At 47.7% G+C, this 22,457-nt stretch carries 18 protein-coding genes; 9 read left to right on the top strand and 9 right to left on the bottom strand.

The window, feature by feature from the left end; translation table 11 throughout:
* Window positions 1–42 precede the first annotated feature (42 nt).
* The 4 genes from AB4Z30_RS18830 to AB4Z30_RS18845 form a co-directional block, all read right to left on the bottom strand.
* Window positions 43–1,701, bottom strand: coding sequence for a glycerol-3-phosphate dehydrogenase/oxidase (locus AB4Z30_RS18830; protein ID WP_441929045.1), 1,659 nt, complete (start codon window positions 1,699–1,701; stop codon window positions 43–45).
* Between the two features lie 403 nt (window positions 1,702–2,104).
* Entirely contained in the window at window positions 2,105–3,592 is a 1,488-nt protein-coding gene (glpK, locus tag AB4Z30_RS18835) for a glycerol kinase GlpK (protein WP_441929046.1), read from the bottom strand.
* 26 nt (window positions 3,593–3,618) lie between these two features.
* On the bottom strand, window positions 3,619–4,188 hold the full coding sequence (locus AB4Z30_RS18840; RefSeq protein WP_441929076.1) for a glycerol-3-phosphate responsive antiterminator: 570 nt from the start codon (window positions 4,186–4,188) through the stop codon (window positions 3,619–3,621).
* A 283-nt stretch (window positions 4,189–4,471) separates the two neighbouring features.
* On the bottom strand, window positions 4,472–5,272 hold the full coding sequence (locus AB4Z30_RS18845; RefSeq protein ID WP_441929047.1) for a GTP cyclohydrolase II: 801 nt from the start codon (window positions 5,270–5,272) through the stop codon (window positions 4,472–4,474).
* A 405-nt stretch (window positions 5,273–5,677) separates the two neighbouring features.
* On the opposite strand from AB4Z30_RS18845, the gene AB4Z30_RS18850 reads away from it, so the two are divergent.
* From AB4Z30_RS18850 to gntK, 4 genes are all read left to right on the top strand, one after another.
* Window positions 5,678–6,952 carry an ABC transporter substrate-binding protein gene (locus AB4Z30_RS18850; RefSeq protein ID WP_441929048.1) on the top strand — a complete coding sequence of 425 codons (1,275 nt, stop codon included), beginning with the start codon at window positions 5,678–5,680 and terminating at the stop codon, window positions 6,950–6,952.
* A 94-nt stretch (window positions 6,953–7,046) separates the two neighbouring features.
* Window positions 7,047–7,997, top strand: a complete 951-nt coding sequence (locus tag AB4Z30_RS18855; protein ID WP_441929049.1) for a carbohydrate ABC transporter permease — start codon at window positions 7,047–7,049, stop codon at window positions 7,995–7,997.
* A gap of 21 nt (window positions 7,998–8,018) precedes the next feature.
* A complete protein-coding gene (locus AB4Z30_RS18860; RefSeq protein ID WP_441929050.1) occupies window positions 8,019–8,846 on the top strand; it encodes a carbohydrate ABC transporter permease in 828 nt (275 codons plus the stop codon).
* 464 nt (window positions 8,847–9,310) lie between these two features.
* The gene (gene gntK / locus AB4Z30_RS18865; RefSeq protein ID WP_441929051.1) at window positions 9,311–10,861 is read left to right on the top strand and encodes a gluconokinase; all 1,551 of its coding nucleotides are present in this window, start codon (window positions 9,311–9,313) and stop codon (window positions 10,859–10,861) included.
* 909 nt (window positions 10,862–11,770) lie between these two features.
* Here the strand turns inward: gntK and AB4Z30_RS18870 are convergent.
* The gene (locus tag AB4Z30_RS18870) at window positions 11,771–12,199 is read right to left on the bottom strand and encodes a nuclear transport factor 2 family protein (protein WP_441929052.1); all 429 of its coding nucleotides are present in this window, start codon (window positions 12,197–12,199) and stop codon (window positions 11,771–11,773) included.
* 204 nt (window positions 12,200–12,403) lie between these two features.
* Between AB4Z30_RS18870 and AB4Z30_RS18875 the strand changes: the two genes are divergently transcribed.
* The 3 genes from AB4Z30_RS18875 (at window position 12,404) to AB4Z30_RS18885 (ending at window position 14,751) form a co-directional block, all read left to right on the top strand.
* A complete protein-coding gene (locus AB4Z30_RS18875; protein WP_434748975.1) occupies window positions 12,404–12,709 on the top strand; it encodes an ArsR/SmtB family transcription factor in 306 nt (101 codons plus the stop codon).
* Between the two features lie 96 nt (window positions 12,710–12,805).
* Complete coding sequence (locus AB4Z30_RS18880) at window positions 12,806–13,657, top strand: hypothetical protein (RefSeq protein ID WP_441929053.1); 852 nt, start codon at window positions 12,806–12,808, stop codon at window positions 13,655–13,657.
* Window positions 13,658–13,791: 134 nt separating this feature from the next.
* A complete protein-coding gene (locus AB4Z30_RS18885; protein ID WP_441929054.1) occupies window positions 13,792–14,751 on the top strand; it encodes an MraY family glycosyltransferase in 960 nt (319 codons plus the stop codon).
* A gap of 176 nt (window positions 14,752–14,927) precedes the next feature.
* Here AB4Z30_RS18885 and AB4Z30_RS18890 read toward each other — a convergent pair whose 3' ends face one another.
* The 3 genes from AB4Z30_RS18890 to AB4Z30_RS18900 all read right to left on the bottom strand — a co-directional run bounded on the left by AB4Z30_RS18890 (window position 14,928) and on the right by AB4Z30_RS18900 (window position 18,182).
* On the bottom strand, window positions 14,928–15,746 hold the full coding sequence (locus AB4Z30_RS18890; RefSeq protein ID WP_090921688.1) for a carbohydrate ABC transporter permease: 819 nt from the start codon (window positions 15,744–15,746) through the stop codon (window positions 14,928–14,930).
* A complete protein-coding gene (locus AB4Z30_RS18895) occupies window positions 15,746–16,639 on the bottom strand; it encodes a carbohydrate ABC transporter permease (RefSeq protein WP_434753168.1) in 894 nt (297 codons plus the stop codon). Before AB4Z30_RS18895 ends, AB4Z30_RS18890 begins: the two co-directional genes overlap by 1 nt.
* A 199-nt stretch (window positions 16,640–16,838) precedes the next feature.
* Window positions 16,839–18,182 carry an ABC transporter substrate-binding protein gene (locus AB4Z30_RS18900; RefSeq protein ID WP_441929055.1) on the bottom strand — a complete coding sequence of 448 codons (1,344 nt, stop codon included), beginning with the start codon at window positions 18,180–18,182 and terminating at the stop codon, window positions 16,839–16,841.
* Between the two features lie 480 nt (window positions 18,183–18,662).
* Between AB4Z30_RS18900 and AB4Z30_RS18905 the strand changes: the two genes are divergently transcribed.
* Together AB4Z30_RS18905 and AB4Z30_RS18910 are read left to right on the top strand one after the other, a co-directional pair.
* A complete protein-coding gene (locus AB4Z30_RS18905; protein ID WP_441929056.1) occupies window positions 18,663–19,685 on the top strand; it encodes a LacI family DNA-binding transcriptional regulator in 1,023 nt (340 codons plus the stop codon).
* 506 nt (window positions 19,686–20,191) lie between these two features.
* Window positions 20,192–20,461, top strand: a complete 270-nt coding sequence (locus AB4Z30_RS18910) for a hypothetical protein (RefSeq protein WP_441929057.1) — start codon at window positions 20,192–20,194, stop codon at window positions 20,459–20,461.
* A 1-nt stretch (window position 20,462) separates the two neighbouring features.
* On the opposite strand, the gene AB4Z30_RS18915 is transcribed toward AB4Z30_RS18910, so the two are convergent.
* Window positions 20,463–22,457, bottom strand: coding sequence for an amino acid ABC transporter ATP-binding/permease protein (locus AB4Z30_RS18915; RefSeq protein WP_441929058.1), 1,995 nt, complete (start codon window positions 22,455–22,457; stop codon window positions 20,463–20,465).

Here is a 22,457-nt window from a genome sequence, read left to right on the forward strand (position 1 = left end):
TTACATGTTCCATTCGACCCAGACTCGCAAATTCCTGCCACTCTAAATCTTTCCGGATGCTTCCAGCAACAGCTGATCCAGTTCTTTCGCATAGTTGGCTATCTGCTGCTCAGACCAGCCAAGCTGTTCTGCCATATACATGCTGACGGCTGATTTATAACGGCGAACCTCATCGATGCGGAAAAATAAATCCCCCGTTCGGCGTACCCAGAAATCAGCTGGCGTCGCCGCCATCTCTTCCTCCATTGCATAACGAAGCATCAGCAAAAGCTCCTGCGGTATACTGTGAAGCTCTGCCTTGGTTCGTGGATCAGGCATACGCTCATAGAGCGCATCCACGTTGGAACCATACGTACGGGCCAGACGTTCCGCCGCTTTTCGATCCAGACCCAGCGCGACACCATCCTTGATCTTGCGTTCGGTATACGACACGTATCCAGCCGAGCCGCCAACATCTCCCCCGGAGATTGGCATCTTTTTGGTCACACATGGACCGAGGGTATGCCCGAATTCCTGTTGCATCTGACGCGCAACCAGATCTACAACCATCTCAGCCATTTTGCGATAACCTGTCAGTTTCCCTCCGGCGATGGTAATCAAACCTGAATCGGATACCCAGATTTCATCCTTACGCGAAATCTCTGAAGGTCCCTTGCCCTCTTCATGGATCAGTGGGCGCACGCCTGCCCAGCCAGACTCCACATCCTGCGCACCAATCTGAACATCCGGGAACATGCCGTTCACCGCATCAATGACATAATCACGGTCTGCCTCCGTGATCAACGGATGCGCCGGATCTTCACGGTATACCGTGTCCGTGGTGCCTACATAGGTTTTGCCATCCCGCGGCACAGCGAAGACCATGCGTCCATCTGGCGTATCAAAATAAACGGCTTGCCGCAGCGGAAAACGTGCACTGTCGAATACCAGATGAATGCCTTTGGTCATCTGTAACGTTTTGCCTTGGCGTGAGCCATCCACCTCACGCAGGCTATCAACCCATGGACCTGAAGCATTGATTACTTTTTTGGCTCTAATCGTGTAGCTGTTCCCATTCAGTTGATCCTCCGCATGAATGCCTACAATGTGCCCATTCTCCTTCTGGAACGAAGTTGCTTTCATATAATTTACAGCCAGTACGCCGTGCCGTACTGCTTCTTTCATGACTTCAATCGTAAGCCTCGCATCATCCGTCCGATACTCCACATAACGCCCGCCTCCCAGCAGCCCCTGCTTCCGTAGCAAAGGTTCACTGGCAGATGTATCACTGGCATTCAACATCTGTCGCCGCTCACTGCGTTTCACTCCTGCAAGCCGGTCATACACCATCAGACCTATGGACGTACTGAAACGGCCAAATGTACCGTTTGTATATATAGGCAATAACATCGGTTCGGGCGTTGTCACATGTGGCCCATTCTCATAAACCACCGCACGCTCCCGTCCAACCTCCGCTACCATCTTCACTTCAAACTGCTTCAAATAACGCAAGCCGCCATGCACCAGTTTGGTTGAACGGCTCGATGTACCTGCCGCGAAATCCTGCATTTCCACAAGCGCCGTCTTCAACCCACGAGATGACGCATCAAGTGCAATTCCCGCACCTGTAATACCACCACCAATAACCAATACGTCAAAATGTGCATTCGACATCTGTTCCATAACTTCGGTTCGTTGTGCTGCCGAGAACGTTGCTGTCATGTATGACCCCTCCAACATTTTCCTTATTTTTCTCTAAAAAAACAACAAAAAAAGGACCACGTCATTCGTTCAGCAATTGCTGAACGCACGTGGTCCCTCCCGATCTCCAGACATCATTTTTAACTTGTAACTTAATCCTATCACAGATTTTCGGTGGCGTGAAGGCCTGTTTTAACACATTATTCAAAAAAAATTCAAAAACTTTTTTTGGTCAAAGATATATTTTCAAAGCAACCCACTAAATTTACATTTTTCCTTATTGTGGATACTTGGTTTAGCACATCCAGGAAGATAATCCCTGTAAATCATGCATCATTTCCCACCAGTAAATATCATTTATAACATATGTTTAATGAAAAAGTACAAATGACCATATGCGAAATAAGGAAGGAATATGTCTGTATTATTTAAAAGCCATGGCTGCCTTGATGGCTCGCTTCCATCCGGAATACAACCGCTCCCGCTCATCCTCAGCCATCACAGACTCAAAGATTCGCTCCGTATGATCATGCTGGTTCAATTCATCTGTATTAGACCAGAACCCAACGGCCAGACCGGCCAGATAAGCTGCCCCGAGTGCTGTCGTTTCATTCACCGATGGACGCTCCACCGGTATGCCCAGAATGTCACTCTGGAACTGCATCAGGAAATCATTCGCTGCCGCGCCGCCGTCAACACGTAGCGCATGTACAGGATATCCCGAATCGGTCACCATCGCCTCCAGTACATCCTTGGTTTGATATGCTAGCGCCTCCAGTGTGGCGCGGATAAAATGCTCCTTCGTGGTGCCGCGAGTAAGGCCAAATACTGCCCCCTTCACCTCGCTATCCCAATACGGACTTCCGAGTCCAACGAAAGCAGGTACCATATAGACCCCATCCGTTGAAGGTACTCGCTTCGCATAGTCCTCACTGTCTTTGGACGATCGAAGCATACGAAGACCATCTCGCAGCCACTGTACGGCTGAGCCCGCTACGAATATACTGCCTTCCAGTGCATATTGAACCTTTCCATCTACACCCCAAGCAATCGTTGTAATCAGCCCATGCTCCGATTGCACAGGCTCTTCACCTGTGTTCATGAGCATAAAACACCCGGTACCGTATGTATTTTTCATACTGCCCTCGGTATAACATCTTTGGCCAAACAGGGCAGCCTGCTGATCTCCTGCCGCTCCCGCAATCGGAACCCGATGACCGAAGAAATGGTAATCTGTTGTATGCGCATATATCTCGGAAGAACCTCGCACTTCAGGTAGCATCGCCTTGGGAATATCCAGAATATCCAGCAATTCATCATCCCACTGGAGCTCATAGATATTATACATCAGGGTGCGAGAAGCATTGGATACGTCTGTGACATGTGTGCCGCCACTCAGTTTCCAGATCAACCAGCTGTCGATAGTGCCAAACAGCAGCTCCCCTTTTTCTGCCCGCTCACGGGCACCAGGGACATGATCCAGAATCCATTTTACTTTGGTACCCGAAAAGTATGGATTGATCAGCAAACCTGTTTTTTGATGAAACAGGTCGTCAAGCCCTTGCGTTTTCAACTCATCACAGATGGATGCCGTCTGTATGGACTGCCACACCACCGCATTATAAATCGGTCTTCCCGTTTGTTTGTCCCATACGACTGCGGTTTCCCGTTGATTGGTGATGCCGATACCCGCAATCTGCGCAGGTTTGATGCCGCTCTCCGCCAGACAGGATGCCATGACCGCAAGGATGGAACTCCAGATTTCGTTGGCATTCTGCTCCACCCAGCCCGGTTTGGGAAAATACTGCGGAAACTCTTGCTGTGCCATATGCACAATCTCGCCACTGTGGTTAAAGAGAATTGCCCGGGAACTTGTCGTCCCCTGATCCAGAGCTAAAATGAATTTTTCCATACCGTGTGCCTCCCGTGTGTAATCGGTTATGTTGTAAGCGATTTCTTAAAGTGTTTGATCAAATTATCATTCGATGTCGTCACCGCTGCCGCTCCTACCCCAAGCGCAAGCTCTACCTCTTCGGGTGTGCGAATCAGTCCACCTGCAATGATTGGAATGCCAGTGCGTGAGGATACCTCCTCAATAATATGCGGAATGACACCAGGCAACACCTCGATGTAGTCAGGCTTTGTTTTGGCGACCAGCTGATAACTTTTCTCCAGAGCATGGGTATCGAGCAAGAATACCCGTTGAATCGCCGTGATGCCTTTTTGTTTCGCCTTCTGAATGATGCTTGCCCGTGTGGAGATCAATCCGGCCGGACGAATATGCTGGCACAGATACTCTGCGGCGTATTCATCATTCTTCAATCCCTGTACCAGATCGGCATGCAGCAAAATCTTCTTTTCATACCGCCTTGCCTGCTCCATCATGCTCTGTAGCTGTGCGATATGCGTTTCCAACATGACCCCGTAAGTATAAGGGCCTTCGATGATTGCTTCAAACTGCTTCATGCTCTTCGCAGCTGGCAAAATACGTTGTCCCTCAAATGCCACCATCGTTCCTCCTGCATTCTTCAGATGCCTATATTGTATAATTCGTCACACATCAACGGCAAGTTATTTGGAGAAAGCATCTTTCGCCATAAAAAAGACTGCTACTGTACTTTTCATTAGGAAAAGAACCGTAACAGTCCATCTACACTACGTACGCCACTACATACTTCTCAGTATCACAATACAATACCACCATGTACTCTGCTCATTATCACTAGAGTGTTCTTCGTTAGGGGCACCTAGAATCATTCACATGGTCTCAGAACAAACCACGAATGCTTCATCAAGCCTGTGCGTGTGGAATACGCGCATCTCCCTGTGCATGCGAAATACGTGCCTCTGCCTCCGTATCTCCCCAGCCATCGGCTTCTGCCAAGTGACCTGAACGATTCACTTTCGTTTGCAGATACTTCTCATTAAATGCCGACCGATCTCCCCACAGTGGAACGCGTCCGCCCACATTGAGTCCTGCTTCCTGCAGTGCAGCCAGCTTACGTGGATTATTCGTAATCAACGTAACCGGAGCTGACCGAAGTGCACGCAATACAGCAATCGCATCGTCATAATTACGTGCATCATCCGTGAAGCCAAGTTGCAGGTTCGCATCTACCGTATCCAGACCTTCTTCCTGCAAAATGTAAGCCATCGCTTTGCTGAACAGGCCAATGCCCCGTCCTTCATGGTTCGCAAGATAGAACAGCGCACCTGCGCCGTGTGCCGCAATCATCTTCATGGACTGCTCCAGCTGGAAACCGCAGTCACAGCGTTTGCTACCGAAGATATCGCCTGTGTGACAGATGCTATGCATACGAATCAACGCATCCTGCGCCTCAGCAAAATCGCCATACACCAGCACGCTGGATTGCTGACGCTCTGCCAGTTCAGCACCCGCAAGAGATGCGATCAGTTCGCCGCTTTCCATCGCTTTGTCCGTTTTCAGCCAGCTGTACCATTGAAATGTTCTTGTTTTCCCATCCAAATTGACCGGCAGTTTAATGGGTCCCACCAAATGTATGAATTCTTTTCCACTCGGAAAAGTCTGGATTTTAGGGGCAAGCAGTTGAATAATATGTGAATTGATCATCGTTCGTTCCTCCTGTTACGCATCTTCATCTCAAAATGTGTCATAATATTATGCATTCGCAACCGCTTTGATTTTGGATCACTTTCTGATTGACCACATTCAAAAGTGTCTTGTTTTCAAGCCCTGTCCACAGCAGAATATTACGTATCTATATAATCCTCACTATAATTAGTTACTTAATGTAAGTTAGTTTAGAATAAAAATTATGTTGTGTCAAGTAACTTTTATTTTTAAAGTAACTACTAAATTTATGTTACGCAACGGACACAATCCAGGTGTTTCATTGCAGGAATATTGGGTATGAGTTTAGAAACTGCTCATACACTATTGGTGTAGTCCATGAAGCTCAGCCTTAGTCCTTGATACTTCTTGTTGCGTCAAACCTAATGATGAGGGGGTCAGCATATGAACCGCCGTAGAAGAACTCGTTGGATAGCCATCATCATGGTCTGTGTTCTGCTAATCAGCGGATGCTCCATCTGGCCGGGACAGGATGATTCGGCATCCAGCAAAAAGGTAACGCTTACACTGTGGTATTGGAACCGATCCATTGACGACAAACTCATTGCCAGAGCCAAGGAAAAATTCCCGAATATTGAGCTGACTGCCCAGAAAATCGGCGGGGATTTCAAAGCCAAGCTCAAAACAACCCTCGCTGCACGTTCAGGTGAACCGGATATCGTTGCCCTTAACGACTGGATCATGGAGTTATTCCCGAGTGAAGATCGATTCTATAATCTGTACGACCTTGGTGCGAGCGAGGTCGAAGATCAGTATCTGCCATGGAAATGGAAGCAGGGTGTGACGCCAAATGGACAGATGATCGGCTTCCCGATGGATACAGGGCCAACAGCACTTTTCTATCGTGCAGACTTATTCAAAGAAGCAGGGCTACCCTCCGAGCCGGGGCAGGTTACACGCCAGATCGATAACTGGGATGCCTACGCCGCTGCAGGAGAGCAGATCAAGGAGAAGTTCGATGGAAAGGTTTTTCTGACCGATAACATTGGAAGCGTTTACAGTCAAGTCCTTTCCCAATCTACAGAGCGTTATTTCCGTCCAGATGGATCGTTTATCGGCATGGATTCTCCCGCTGTACGCAGAAGCTGGGATATGGCCGTTGCTTTTAAGGAAAAAGGACTGCTTGCTAACGCTGACGGCTGGACACCTACCTGGAATGCAGCGATGAATAACGGAGAAATTGCCTCATTTGTTGGTGCGGTTTGGATGAAGCAGGTGCTTCAGGAGGCGGCACCGGATACTTCCGGTAAATGGCGTGTTGCCCGTGCTCCTGGGGGAGATGGTAACAACGGCGGCTCCTTTCTCTCCATTTTGAAATCGAGTAAACACCCCAAGGAGGCCTTTGAATTGATTCGCTGGCTGCAAAGTCCAGAGAACCAGCTGGAGCAGTATCAGACACTCAACCTGTTCCCGTCAGCTCCGGGTGTGTTTGATACACCGGCCATGAAAGAAGAGGAACCCTTCTTCGGCGGGCAAGCAACAGGCCCGGTATTCGCTGAATCTGCTCAGCATGTGCCAGATGCCTTTTTTGGAGAACGATACCCGTCGGTACACAACATCATCACCCGGCGACTGAATGATATAGCCAAACAAAATGCTGATCCACAGCAAGTCTGGTCGGATACGGTGCACCGCGTTGAGCGAGAGTTGCAGCGTTAAGATGGACATCTAATTCCAAGCTGATATCACTTGATTTTTGGCCTCACTGGGTCTCTTTTGATGTGGTTTCGTTATCCGTAAAGGAGGAGTTGTTATGGCTGTCACCGAACCTCGTACGTCCCCTGAGTCCGGTCCGTTCCATCCCGATCTGGACCGCCAAAAATCACTCTGGGCCCGTATATGGGAGCATCGTGCGCTCTATGTTGCCATCTCGCCTTTTTACATTCTCTTCGCCGTGTTTGGTCTATTCCCGATCGCATTCTCGCTTTATCTGGCCTTCCACAAATGGGATGGGATCGGTGTGATGACGTATAACGGCTTGAACAATTTCAAATATATGCTCACCGATGCCGAGTTCTGGCAAGCGGTTGGCAACACGTTGATGATCTGGATCTATTCGACCATTCCGATGCTTTTCTTCGCTCTGATTATTGCGTTCCTACTACATGCGCCTTTCATCAAATTCCGTACCTTGTTCCGGGTTGGTTACTTCCTGCCCAACGTGACGTCTATCGTGGCTGTAGCGATCATCTTCGGTGCTTTGTTTGCGAATAATTACGGTTTCCTTAACTATCTGCTGCAGTCGGTTGGCCTTCCAGTGGTTGAATGGCTGAATGCACCATGGGGCATCAAAATTGCCATCTCCTCCATGGTTGTCTGGCGCTGGACCGGATATAATGCCATTATTTATCTGGCCGGACTTCAGAGCATTCCGCAGACACTGTATGAAGCAGCTAAAATCGACGGGGCATCTGCCGTGCAGTCCTTCTTCCGTATTACAATTCCGATGCTGCGCCCGGTCATCCTGTTCACGGTCATTACATCTACGATTGGCGGCATGCAACTGTTCACTGAACCACAGGTGCTGGTAGGGAATGATGGCGGTGCCGGAGCAGCAGGAATGACCATCGTGCTCTACTTGTACCGGGAATCCTTTATCAACAATTATTTTGGTTACGGCGCTGCCGTTGGCTGGGGTATGTTCCTGATCATTGCTCTGTTCTCCATTGTGAACTGGAAGTTAGTTCAAGGCAAATCATCCTGATGTGACAAGGGGGGAGCGCTCATGGCGTCCAAACATCTCAAGTCGCTGGTGCTGTATACCGGCCTGATCGGTGGCATGCTTATATCTATGTTCCCGTTCTACTGGCTAATGGTTATGTCAACACGAACAACGTCCGATATCTACAAGTTTCCACCCCAACTCTGGTTCGGCGGTGAACTGTGGAACAATATTACACGGGTTTTGCAGCAGATTGATTTCTGGGGAGCCTTTCTGAATACATTGTTTGTGTCAGGTCTAGTGACCATTCTAGTATTATTTTTTGATTCACTCGCGGGATTTGCGTTTGCGAAGTTTGAGTTTCCGGGCAAAAAATGGCTCTTCGTCCTGCTGCTCGCCACCATGATGGTGCCTTCCCAGCTGTCGCTGGTGCCTTCCTTCGTACTGATGGCCACGTTCGGATGGGTAGGTTCCTTCAAAGCCCTCATTATTCCGGGCATGGTCAACGCCTTCGGCATTTTCTGGATCCGCCAGTACGCGACGGAATCCATCCCGAACGATCTGCTCGATGCAGGACGGATCGACGGATGTAATTTCTTTCGCTTGTATTGGAACGTTGCATTGCCGATTCTACGGCCTGCGTTTGCCTTTCTCGGCGCGTTCACGTTTATCGGGGTGTGGAATGACTACCTGTGGCCGTTAATTGTACTGACGGATGCATGCAAATACACGTTGCAAATTGCATTGTCTCAATTAAACGGACTGTATAATACAGACTATGCGATGGTCATTGCAGGTACACTGCTTGCCGTTCTTCCGCTCATCATCATGTTCCTGTTCATCAGCCGCCAGTTTATCTCGGACATTGCCGCAGGAGCGGTGAAGGACTGACTGAGGCAAGATAAGATTAAGATAAGGAAGGTTATGGTAGGCGGGTTGTTAGGTGGGTACGTTAGGCAGATATGATAGGCAGGTACGATAGATGGGCTGTTAGGTAGGTATGATAGGTGTGATAGGTGCGGGGGACACTAGATCACTACGATCAGTCATCGGAATCATCAGGCGCGGTTTAACAAGGTTAGGTCGGTAGAGAAGCCCGTTGCTGGCTTACATCGGGGTATGTAAGCTCAGTCATTCTTACTTGTTTGGATTGTGCCTAGCTCTGGAGCCAAGACTGCATGTGAAGCCATTTTGATCCTTCTCTCAAGTCTGATATTCTTATTCTATAGTTGAGATACCAGACGATATATAAACTTGGATGATGTTATGAGCAAGTTGAGGAGACAGAACGTCTTTGAGACGGAATCCATAACACTTTTAGACGCAGTAATTGAAAAGGAAGAGGGATGATCACCATGGCGGCTTCACCTTATATGATCGGCGTAGATATCGGCACAACCTCGACCAAGGCTGTGTTGTTCAAGCAGGACGGCAACATTGTGGCACAAGGAAGTGCAGATTATCCGCTGCACACACCAACACCAGCGATTGCAGAGCAGGATGCAGAGGACATTTTCCAAGCAGTTATTTCCTCCGTGCAGCAAGCTACCTCCAAAGCCGGGGTAAAGCCAGACGACATTCTGTTTGTTTCGTTCAGCTCGGCCATGCACAGCGTTCTGCCTGTAGATGCACAAGGCAAACCGTTAATGCGAGCGATGACCTGGGCGGACAATCGCAGTGCCGAGTGGACGGAAACACTCAAATCAGAAATGAATGGGCATGATATTTATCTACGAACGGGTACCCCCATTCATCCCATGTCTCCACTAACTAAAATTATGTGGCTCACCCGGGAAGAACCGGACTTGTTCAGACAGACGCATAAACTAGTCTCCATGAAGGAATATGTTTTTTATAAATTGTTCTCTACGTTTGTAATCGACCATTCAATGGCCTCTGCCACCGGACTCATGAATCTGGAAAAGCTGGCGTGGGATGCGGAAGCACTGCATGTAGCCGGTATTACGCCGGAGCATCTGTCCAATCTTGTACCTACAACACATGTATTAAAAGAAGGACTTAACCCTGAATATGCCAAAGCCATGGGCATTGCGGATACAACTACTTTTGTCATCGGAGCAAGTGATGGCGTGCTCTCGAATCTGGGCGTAAACGCCATTGACCCCGGGGTTGTTGCCGTAACGATTGGTACTAGCGGTGCTATCCGCACTGTCGTGGATAAACCGGTGACCGATCCAAAAGGGCGTTTTTTCTGTTATGCACTTACGAAGGATCAATGGGTGATTGGTGGCCCGGTGAACAATGGCGGCGTGATTTTCCGCTGGATTCGGGATGAATTCGCGGCATCCGAGGTGGAAACGGCAAAACGGCTCGGGATCGATCCGTATGAAGTCCTGACATGTGTTGCTGAAAATGTACCGCCAGGTTCCGAGGGACTGTTATTTCACCCTTACATGACAGGAGAACGCGCTCCACTTTGGAACCCGAATGCACGCGGATCATTTTTCGGCCTGACGCTGCATCACAAGAAGGAGCATATGATCCGTGCTGCGCTGGAAGGTGTGCTGTTTAATCTGTATACGGTTATGCTCGCGATTGAAGAGAAGATTGGCCGTCCGAAAAAAATCCAGGCCACCGGCGGCTTCGCCCGCTCCGAGCTGTGGCGACAGATGATGGCCGATATCTTTGATCAGGATGTCATCATCCCCGAGAGCATCGAAAGTTCCTGTCTAGGAGCAGCCGTGCTTGGGCTATATGCCACAGGTCGCATCGATTCCCTCAGTGCCGTCTCCGGTATGATTGGATCGACACACCGCCATCAGCCACACCCGGACAGTGTTCATGTGTATCGCGAGCTGCTGCCCATTTTTATCCGCATCTCACGCAAATTCGAAGAGGAATATGCCGATCTCGCATCATTCCAGAATCGAATGATGCAGGAGTAAGCGCGAGTTCGCACAATAAGGAGCCGCGTTAGTGATTCTTAGAATCGGATAGATGGTGCTGGTGCGGGAGCGAGCCGCTAACGATACTCTGAATCAGATGGCGCGGGAGCTATGTGCTAAACATCTCCAATATCGAGAGRATGCAGGTRCGAGATACTAACGAAGATACCGGTTGGTGCAGATAACGATACTCTGAATCAGATGGCGCGGGAGCTATGTGCTAAACATCTCCAATATCGAGAGRATGCAGGTRCGAGATACTAACGAAGATACCGGTTGGTGCAGATAAAAAAAGCTAACGATCACCAGGAAGCTTATTTGATGCTTTTAGCAGGGTTTCGAAAGCTAACGATCACCAGACACCTTATTTCTGAATTTTCAGGCTAAAAGTAGTCTAAAAACAACTATTTGGGGTAAATAGCGTCACTGGTGATCGTTAGAATCTGAGAGCCTGATTTTTTCACCAAATAGCGTCGCTGGTGATCGTTAGAAATTAGGGAGCTCTGGACGGCTTCGCCTTCTCCTCCCTCACCTCCTCTGTATTCTCACATCCCTCACCTAAACCTAAACCTAAACCTAAACCTAAACCTAAATAAACCCCACAGTCTTACACTGTGGAGTTCACCAAATAACTCAAATTACGATAAGTCAAAAAAAATTACTACCTAAATGTATTACATTACGTACTTATAACTCTCGCGTACCTTTAGGTCTTACATATCTTTAGTTCGCACGTACTTGTAGCTCTCGCATATTTATAGCTCTTACGTACCTTTAAGTCTTACTTAGATTACCTTTATGTCTCACAAAATTATAACTCTCACATATTTAATTCACTTTTATGAGTGACCTTAATACTTAGCCATGTTTACTCTCAAGAGTCATAGCGCTCTGGCGAATATAGCACTCTTATGAATTATATTTGCTAAATGCGTTCTCGTCCGCTTGCACGTTTTCCAGATACACAATCTGCCCTGCATCATTCACACGTGCAATATCCACGCCTGCCTTCGCATACACCGATCCATCAGTTGCCTGCCCGCACACGGCCCAATTTGTTCGGTAACTACCGTCAGGCTGAAGCACCCATGCATCCCACATATGTTTAATGTCTTGGTTGTATTCGTAGAAAGCCTTCATAAATCCCTCAAACCCTGTGTGACTGTTGCCATTCAACACAATCTCGGCATCTGGCGTAAACAGGGATAACAAGTCCTGCATAGCCCGTTTGTCTGTGCGTGAAGCATCAAATAATCGGAAATAGTTATTTAACATCGTAATGTTCACTGCTGTATTTATAGCACCGGTACTGTTGTGGGTTCCTGTTGCTGTATTCATTATCGATTGCCCTCCTGTAGTTCATGCTGTCTTAAACATTTCATTTCAAAACATCTCGAACAGTATATCTTTTTATCAATTCGAATAATTTCGAACAATTTGATACAAAAAGAACCTTACCATACTTCAACGCCGAATCGCAAGATATAATTCGAAATTTTTCAAACATTGAAAGAAGTTGCCGAATATGCTAACGTCTATTTCATGAGAACTTTAACGATACCTACAGCTTCGGAGATGAGTCTGACCACGGTTTGCAATGCACTCGGTGACCCGATACGCATGAAGATTGCACACTGCCTAGCCAGCTCGGGCGAGAAAAACTGCTCGGCTTTTGAAGTCGACCACATCTCCAAATCAACGTTGTCCCACCATATTAAAATGCTGCGTGAAGCAGGCATTATTCAGCCTCGCATCGAAGGCAAACACCACTTTTATTCGCTTAGAAAGGATGAACTTAACGAGCGATTCCCCGGCCTTGTTGCCATGATCCTGAACACAACTATTTAAGGTACACACCCAGTTACTACACTTTATAGAACAGATACAGCCACAGCTTCTCTCACTCGATTGAATAAATAGAATCAGGACAGGAGGCTCCTTCTAATGGATAAAAAAGCAGTCAAAATTCTAATGAACACATTCTGGGGAGGTGGCGGCTGGAAATCACCCCGCGACCCTTTTTCGGGTGATGACTTCGAATTTGCCAAAAGCAAGGGCGTCATGTTCGACCCACTTACCATCACGCATGATGAGATCGTACAACGCCTGCATAACATTCATCAAGAACCTTCGCTCAAAGAGCGAGTCATCACAGCATTCCTCCATAGTCTATCCACCAAAAAAGTTTATCTGCGAAGCGCATTATCCAGCTGGGCATTGACACGAAACATGCCTCTGCATACGTTCGAGGAACGCCCGGCTTTACATGCAAATACAAGCTCCTGCGGGGATTGCAACTTTCTTCGTTTACAATCGGACGAGCAATATGTTAACGCGGATTTGAATGTACTGAATTTTGAACGGATGAAATGGGGCGGTGTGCGTCACGGGTGGCTGCTCTACTGCCTGATGGATCTGGAATTACTGCTTCAAGCTTACAACGGTAATAGCACCAGCACTGAGAGAAATCATATTCACCCGTACGAAGTGACTGAGGAAGACCAAACGATCCTTGCCAGGCTGCTGGAAACCGCACAGACCGGAGATCCAAAAGACAGCGCACGCTCTCTGGAGAAAAAGTGGAAAGATTGCCTGCCCTCCAGCAAACATGAACGGGATGCCCTGCTCGAAATCTGGGCAGCCGCAGGCATACTGGTTCCCGAGGATACACCAAGGAAACCTAAAGGTGGTTCAGGTGACTTTGTTTTTGCTGCAACCTGGCAAGGCGATGATGGATATCATGCTGAAAACGTACTTGATTACTTTGACCCCTATCTGCCTCAGAGGAACGTCTAAACTCTGTCCGACTCATTACATCTGACACGCATGACCATCGAAGCTCCAGGTTACAATACTGACATCGACAGATTTCGGGTTGAACTCGTATAATAAGAGGAAATGAGGATGATGGGAGTGAACCAAGCGAGTTTATGATATACATACTGGCTTTCATATTGTCTTTTGCTGTCGTGGTTCTGCTGATTCCGCCGCTGGGCCGACTGGCGCATAAGTTGGATTTTGTGGACAAGCCCCGGGAAGATGTGGAGCGCAAGCTGCACAGGCAACCAATACCACTGACCGCTAGCTACGCGATATTTGCTGGATTTTTCCTGACATACATTGCTCTTACTAAAGAATTGACCTGGGAGACAGCCGCATTGGTTGCAGGTGGAATGCTTCTTCTGACGATTGGTACGATTGATGACTGGTACAAAACCAAAGGTAAAGATTTTCCCGCACTACCCAAAATGATTATTCAAGTCTCCGCTGCGGTGCTCGTCTTTGCGTCCGGCATTGCATTTACCGGCTTTGTGAATCCGTTCAATGCGGAATATGTGATGCTGCCGATCTGGCTGCAATTCATCCTGACGATCCTGTGGATTTTCGGTGTAACCACGGTGATTAACTTCTCGGATGGTATGGATGGACTGGCTGGTGGTTTGTCTGCAATCTCGGCAATCACGCTGTTTATTGTAGCGATTACGAAGGGCCAGAGCGATTCTGCGCTGATGTCCATCACATTGGTCGGGGTAACACTCGGTTATCTAAAATACAACAAGGCTCCGGCCAAAGTATTTATGGGCGATGCGGGCGCTACGTTCCTAGGCTTCATTCTAGCGGTGATCGCACTTGACGGTGCATTCAAACAAGCGACGATGCTATCCATTTTCATTCCGATTCTGGCGCTCGGCGTACCGATTTTCGATAATATTTTTGTCGTGATCAAACGTTTCCTACAAGGCAAAGCAATTTACCAGGCCGATGCAAGTCAAGCTCATTATCGCCTGCTCCGTGCCGGTTTGAACCACAAACAGGTGGTTGCTGTGCTCTATCTGGTCAGCACCTGTCTGTGCCTGTCCTCCATTATTTTGTTGTTAGTCGATATGTAAAAGAAAATCATTGTATCCTCCAATGCAAGCTATGCAATTGAATAATTCAATAGAAATACAAGAAGCCACCTTCATGTTGAATGAGGGTGGCTTTCTTTTGTTATCCGATATCTTGTTACGTCAATATCAATACATCAAGAACACATCAAGATTATTTTTTTTCAATTTGCAAAAAACTATGATTTAACCGCACCAGCCATTGCACCGCCAACGATGAAACGCTGCAACGCAACGTATAACACAACCAGTGGTAATGTCACAATCAGAATACCACACGCCAGTAGTGGCCAATTATTCATATACTGCCCATAGAAGGTAAACAACCCTTTGGTCACCGGCTGATAATTCGGATCAGACAAATAAATCGTTGGCCCAATAATATCATTCCATACCCCGATGGCAGTAAGAATAATACCTGTCGCCAGGATCGGCTTCATTAAAGGAACAAGGATGGTGAACAAATACCGGGTGTACCCGCATCCGTCCATGGCAGCTGCCTCATCCAGCTCGCGGGATACCGATTTGATATAACCGACAAACATCAGAAACGCAATGCCCGTGCCCGTCGTTTTTAGCAAAATATAACCCGTTTGGGTATTATACAGACCCAGTTGATTGATCAAAGAGAACTGCGGAATCAACGGATTCGGCAAATACATCGAGATCAAAAAGAAAATGTAGATCAGCGTGCTGAACTTCACGTATCTGCGAGCAAGCGGAAATGCTGCAAATATAGACAAAATTAAGGTCAGCAGCGTGGACATGCCTGTGTAAAGAACACTGTTCCACATATACTGCGAGAAGCTGCCCTTTGTCCACGCTTCAGCAAAGTTCTCCAGCCGAATGCCTTCCGTAAGTGCTACGGGATTCAGCAAATACTCTGTCTGTGTTTTCATTGATACATTAAACAGGTAGAACAGAGGGAAGACGTATAGCGCAAGCATCAGCAGCACAATGATGTAACTGATCGTTCTTGACGTTCTGCTCTGCTTCATTATACTTCCACCTCTCTTTTGCGAAGATAGAACAAAGCGATCATTGAGATCGTAAACACAAACAGGAACTGAATCATCGCTACCGCAGAAGCCAGACCATAGTCGGCTGAGCCGCTGCCAAACGCTGTTGCATAAACGTCAAATGCCAGTGTTGTTGTATTAAATTTACCGCCGGTGAGGACGTAGATGATGTCAAAGGTTTGCAGTGCGCCGATGATGGACAACAACATATTCACGGTAAAAGAAGGAGCAATCATCGGGAACGTAATGTTGGTAAAAGCTTTCCATCCCGATGCACCATCCATATAAGCCGCCTCGTACAGATCACTCGGAATCGTCTGCAAGCCCGCAAGGAAGATGGTCATGGAATACCCCATATACATCCAGATTTGCACGAAAATAATCAGCTCGAAGGCAATGTTATAATCCCCGAAAAAGTTCGAGCTGGTGCCAAAGAAATTCAGAAGCGACTGTGCCGGCCCGCCAAGCGGATTCGCTACGAGCTGCCAGATCAACCCGGACACCGTTACACCAAGCACGACGGGCAAAAAGAATACCGCACGATACAGCTTGTCGCCTCGAAGCTTTTTGTTAATCAGAATGGCCATGAACAGACCCACTGCGTTTTGGATGATGACTACAGCAAACGCAAAATATAAGGATCGCCCAATCGCGTCCAGCCGATCTCCTGCATTGGATGCACCAAAGAAGGTTTTATAATTTTCGAAACCGATAAAGCTCCATTCCTGTCCACGCACACCTGTCGCATCCGTAAACGAAAACAGTACGGTCACGAGTGATGGGCCAAAGCCAAATACGACATAAAGCAGCAGCGGAATGCTCAAATACAGATAAGGAATCAGCCGCGCCTTCCCTTTTCCAAACGGATACATCGTCCTCACACCTTTCATCGGGTAAAACCAAACCAAGTGGTCAAAAAATAAAGAGAGAAAACAAAAGAAAAACCGGAATAACTGCTTGTATGGTTTGGCCTGAAGGCTCTATCCCCAAGCGCTATTCCGGTGGTTACTATACTAGTAAGCTTAGATCGTTAATTCAGATAAACCTCAGGTCACGAATCCAATCATTCGTTTATTTGGGAGCTGCTGCATCCCAGTCTGCTTGTGATTTGCTTGCCAGTTCCTCCGGTGTTGCAATTGGGCCGGCTGGTTTGAGCATCTCAGCGTGAACACTGGACTCGGCGATATACTGTCCTACGTTCTGACGATTAATGAACAGCTGATCCCACGAAAGCTTGAAGTTTTCCAGGTATGGCTGAATGTCTTTGATAAACTCACTCTTGATCTCCACATCAGGCTGCGTCGGAAGGAATCCGGCTGCATTGACAAAATCCGTATAGTTCCCTTTCTCCGACAGCATTTCAAGCCATTTCAATGCATAATCCTTGTTCGGTGATTTGTCTACAACCATCCAGGTCATATCGTATTTACCGGCCAAGTCTTTGTTCTTCGCTGCATCGTTGCTGCCCGGAATCGGGAAATAACCAAATTTCAGATCCGGGTTAGCCGCTTGAATCGTCGTTGCATCCCATGTACCGTCAGCAATCATCGCCACCTTACCTGTGGCAAACAGACTTGGCAGTGTTCCGTAGTCAATTCCCATGAAACCAGGCATGGCACTGTTCATCAACGTTTGAGCTTTCTGTAATACTTCGATCTGCACCGGATCAGTCAGCTTCGTTTGCCCTGTCCACAGACCTTTGATGTAGCTCAGCTGGTCGTCATGAATGGAGGCTTGAAGTCCTTGCACCGCAAGACCAATCGGCCAAACATCTTTACCTGCGAAGCCCAGTGCTTCTACACCGTTATCTTTGAATACTTTGATGACGTTTTGCATCTCATCCCACGTGGTGGGCACTTGCAGATTGTACTTGGCAAAGAGGTCCTTATTGTAGAACAGGCCTGTAAATGCCACTTTACCCATGTTGACACCGTACACTTTGTCGTTGTACGTCATCGCGTTCTGCACATCAACTTCGTTGTAATTTTTGATAAAAGCCTGACCCGACAAGTCACTGATCAGCCCTGCATCGATCCACTGCTTCCACATCGGATCAGCCGCGCCTTTGGACCAGTCTTGCGGAGCACCAACAAAGCTGGACTTCAGCGGGATGATATCCACATCGCCAGTATTTCCAGCATTCATCCGCGTTTGCATCAACTGATCGTACGTTGCATCTGCCGGAACTGTAGTGTACTCAACCTTCACGTCCGGATATTTCGCTTCAAATTTGGTATTGAATTCTTTGATGTAATTGTTGATATTTTCTTGTTGCCAGTGAATAATCTTTAACGTCACTTTTTTACTTCCATCTGTAGAGGCTTTTCCATCGGAATCGGTAGAACCGTTACCGCAAGCTGCAAGCACAAACATTAAAGCGGTTACAAGTGTAATAGATAAAATCTTTCTCTTCATATCACTTTCCCCCAGCCATTTAAGATTAATTTACGAATTTACGAAATCAGTTTCGTTAATCACACCCTCATTATGACTTCACCTGATAATTTTGTAAATAGTTTATTTGAAATTTTACAAATTATTAGGGGGAAACCGCACCACATCTGAGGTTTATCAACATTTTCAAAGCGAATACGAACTTCATTTTACGAAACACCTATTCGTCGTACTGTGATTTTTCACTTCTCCTCTTCCTGTAAATCTAGTTAAACTGAGCCTGAATTATCTGAAAGATGAGCTGATTCTACTAAAACTGCTTGATATTTTCGTTATATAAGTGAAAAAACATTAAAAAATATCCATACATATCATAATCACCCCGAGTATCGCCCTTTCTGTTATTGACTCTATAGGTGTTGTGGCATAGAATGTTGGCAAGTAAGCGTAAAAAGACACAGCCACAATCTACGAAACTAGTTTAGGATTTGAGGGATGTATATGAATATCAAAACGATAGCTCGTTTGGCCGGCGTGTCTGTTGCAACGGTGTCCAAAATTATTAACAACTACCCTGACATTGGCGAGGAGACACGCCAACGTGTGCTTAAGATTATGGAGGAGACAGGCTATCGCCCCTCATCTTCAGCAAAAACGTTAGCAACCAAAAAGTCCAATCTGGTAGGCGTTGTATTTGCAGGGAAACTGAATGTCGATTTCAGTCACCCTTTCTTTGTAGAGGTCATTAATGCCTTTAAGAAACAGATCGGCTTATTAGGATATGATCTGCTCTTCTTTTCCAATGAAAAGTTCCTGGATCAGGGTGAGGACTATTTGGCACGTTCCAAATATTTTCAAGTGGATGGTTGTATTATTATTGCGGGGGATGAGGTGGAGAGCAGCGTATCTGACCTTGATGCCAGCCCCTTTCCGTGTATCGGGATAGATATCGAACTGAAGGGACAAAACTCTTGTTACATCATGTCGGATAACGAAAAAATCTCGACCAAAGTGGTGGAGCAATTTTATATGAATGGGTATCGGGATCTCGGATTTATCGGACTCCAGCGTGCCTCTCTCGTAATGCAACAAAGAGAAAAAGCCTTTAAACATTCCCTAAAGCAGTTTAGTCTTGCAGAGAAACCGGAATGGGTGGTCTACAGCAAAGATTATGCTGCAACCGATGGATATGAGGCAGCCAAACAGCTGTTAAAAGCGGACGTTTTGCCTCGAGCTGTTTTTGCCGCTACGGATTTGCTTGCATTCGGAGCGGTACGAGCCTTCAAGGAAGCTGGGCTACGTGTTCCCGAGGATATCGCCGTTGCGGGATGTGATGACATTGAAGCCTGCCGTTACAGTGATCCGCCACTCACAACCGTTAAGCAGGATACAGACAAAATCGGACGTCTTGCGGCAATGATCCTGTTTGACCTGATGAACAAACAAATGGACAATCGTTGCATTAAAGTAGAGCCCGAACTGGTGCTTCGCCGCTCCTGCGGCACTCTGCTGGAATATCAATAAATGTGGCGTTGTAAAGAGGGCTGGGCGCGGGGCCAGGTTTAGCGTTATTCAAGTTGAGTAACATTGTAATTTGAGAGCACTAGGGCTCAGGAACATCATTCTTTGCACTAAGTAAGTGTTGAGCTAAGTAACAGGTAGGAACTCTAACTCTCTCCCCACATCCTCCTGCTCTAACGATCACCAGAAGCCTTATTTGCCTATTTTTACATCGGTAAAAATTCTAACGATCACCAGCGACGCTATTTGAAGCAAAACGGCTTTTCAGCTGCGATTTTCGGGCAAAAATCGATAAATAGCGTTCCTCCTGATCGTTAGAATTCGAAATGTGTTAAAATGCGCCAAATAGCGTCATCTGAGATCGTTAGCCGAATTTTCACCAAGGTGACGATGCGCAACTGACCGTGGAGGGGGAAGGCACGACGACACTTTCATATTCTAAGGAAAGTAAGTGCCCTGTCCATTGTCGTCAGGCAGTACTTATACGTATAGCGCATGACAGTCAGTACATGATAAGAATTACATGGGCAAGCACAAACTATCGGCGGACTATCGGTGGACTATCGGTGGACTATCGGTGGACTATCGGTGGACTATCGGTGGACTATCGGTGGACTATCGGTGGACTATCGGTGGACACCAAAAAGACGAAGCAGGGCTGTGCCCACTTCGTCTTTTTGCCTATAAATTCGTGCTCTACCGCCGCTTCCCGATCGTCCTCAGGACTTGTAGGAACATGGAGTCCACTCATGTATAGTCACGGTCTGCCGCAACCGTAACTTATTTGGAAGCGACAGGGGGCAGCGGGGTCTTACGATGCCGATCCAGCCATCCGGGCCGATCCAGTTCGAGGAGTCGGCGATATCGCTCTTCCCGAGCCAGCAGATGTTCGTGAGAACCCTGCATGACGATATTTCCATTTTCCACAAACACAATCTCATCCATCTTCTCCGCACCAATCAGGTGGTGGGTGACCCAGATCAAGGTTTTGCCTTGCAGGCTGTCCAGTATGGTGCGCATCAGTTCGCGTTCTGTCACAGGATCTAACCCCACGGTCGGTTCATCAAAAATAACAACAGGTGTCTTCCGTAGCAGCACCCGAGCCAAAGCAATTCGCTGGCGTTCTCCGCCGGAGAAACGCAGTCCCGTCTCCAACATCGGGGTGTTATACCCCTGTGGCAAAGACTCGATCAGCTCCGCCAAACCAACCTGTGCAGCTACCTGCCGAATCTCCTCATCTGTCGCATCCGGACGACCTATCCGCAGATTGCCCGCAACCGTAGTATCGAACAGATGTGGGCTCTGATTGAGCACAGCCACCACTTCGGTTACACTCTCGCCAAGCATCTCCACAGGCAGATCATTGATTAAAACCTTGCCAGAAGAGGGAGACAGTGCACCCTGGATCAGCTTTAACAACGTCGATTTGCCACCACCGCTGCGCCCGAGAATGGCCAGACGTTTGCCCTGTGGCAGATGTAAGGAGATATCTTGAACAGCGTACTCCACCTCCGCTTCATATCGATAACTTACTTGCTCGATGGCAATATCTGCGCGCAGCTTCGGCGGAATTCGCAGACGAATTCGTCCGTCAGCAGCGGCCACTCCGTCAGCTACTACTCTGCCATCCGACCTTGCAGCCGGATCAGATCGCTGTCCGTCATCCGACGTATTTGCAACTGAAGCAGTCAGCCTCCCCTTAGCCAGGTCAGCCTCTTGGTACTGCTTCTCCTGACGCCCCTTCTCTTGATGTTGCTTTGCTTGAAAACCTTTTTCCCCCGGCTCTTCCAGTTTGTTTAATCGCTCTAGCGATTCACGGTAATCTGGTATATGCCCAAGTGCATCGTTAACAGGCAGCAGTGATTCCGTGAGCGGGAACAGAACGAGCACAAATGCCGCGATCATCACTGCGGGTAACTGAGCAGCAGATGCCGCTTGTCCTGCCCACAGGGTTACCGAAACAACCATCAACCCAATGACACATTGGGCAATAAGGTCCCGCCAGCGATTCCAGCTCCGCAACCTGCGCCGAATCTGATCAGCATGCTCTTCATCCTCTTCTTGCCACTGCACAAAGGCGGCGGCTCTGCCACTGGCAATCCAATCACCAAGCCCAAGCACACCATCAGTCAGACGTGTGTACAACTTACTATTTTCTCTTTTCAGCTGCACACGCCATCTCCAAGTAATCTTTAGTGAAATTGCGGGAATTACCAGAGCAATGAATAGCATATAGAGTGCCATCCACAGTGCAAACATCGGATCTACACTACCAAAAGCCAGCACAGCTGCCCCATAGATCACAAGCGCAGTAACCGCCGGGAATACGGTGCGCAGATAAATATCCTGCAGGCGTTCCACATCATCGGCGAGGGCGCCAAGCACATCCCCGGTTTGCATCCGTGAACGCAGAAACAAAGCCTGCGGCTCCAAAATGCGATACAGCTTCACCCGCTGATCTGCCAGCACACGCAAGACAGCATCATGTCCTGCCAATCGTTCAACATAACGGAACACTGCCCGGAAGATCCCAAAGGCACGTACACCCACAATTGGAACATACACCATCAAAATATTCTCAGGACGCAGCGCAGACTTCGAGATTAAATATCCGGAGGTGAAAAGCAGCATCACCGCACAGAGAGCCGCACATGTGCCTAGTGCAATTGCACCGATGAATCGCCAGCGGTACTGTGCCGCGTATGGAGCGATCCAGCTATTTTTTTGATGTTCATCGCTATGCTCGGTCTCTGCTCTTGAATGTCCGGATTTCAT

The sequence above is a fragment of the Paenibacillus sp. 2TAF8 genome, assembly GCF_052114825.1.
GTDB lineage: Bacteria > Bacillota > Bacilli > Paenibacillales > Paenibacillaceae > Paenibacillus.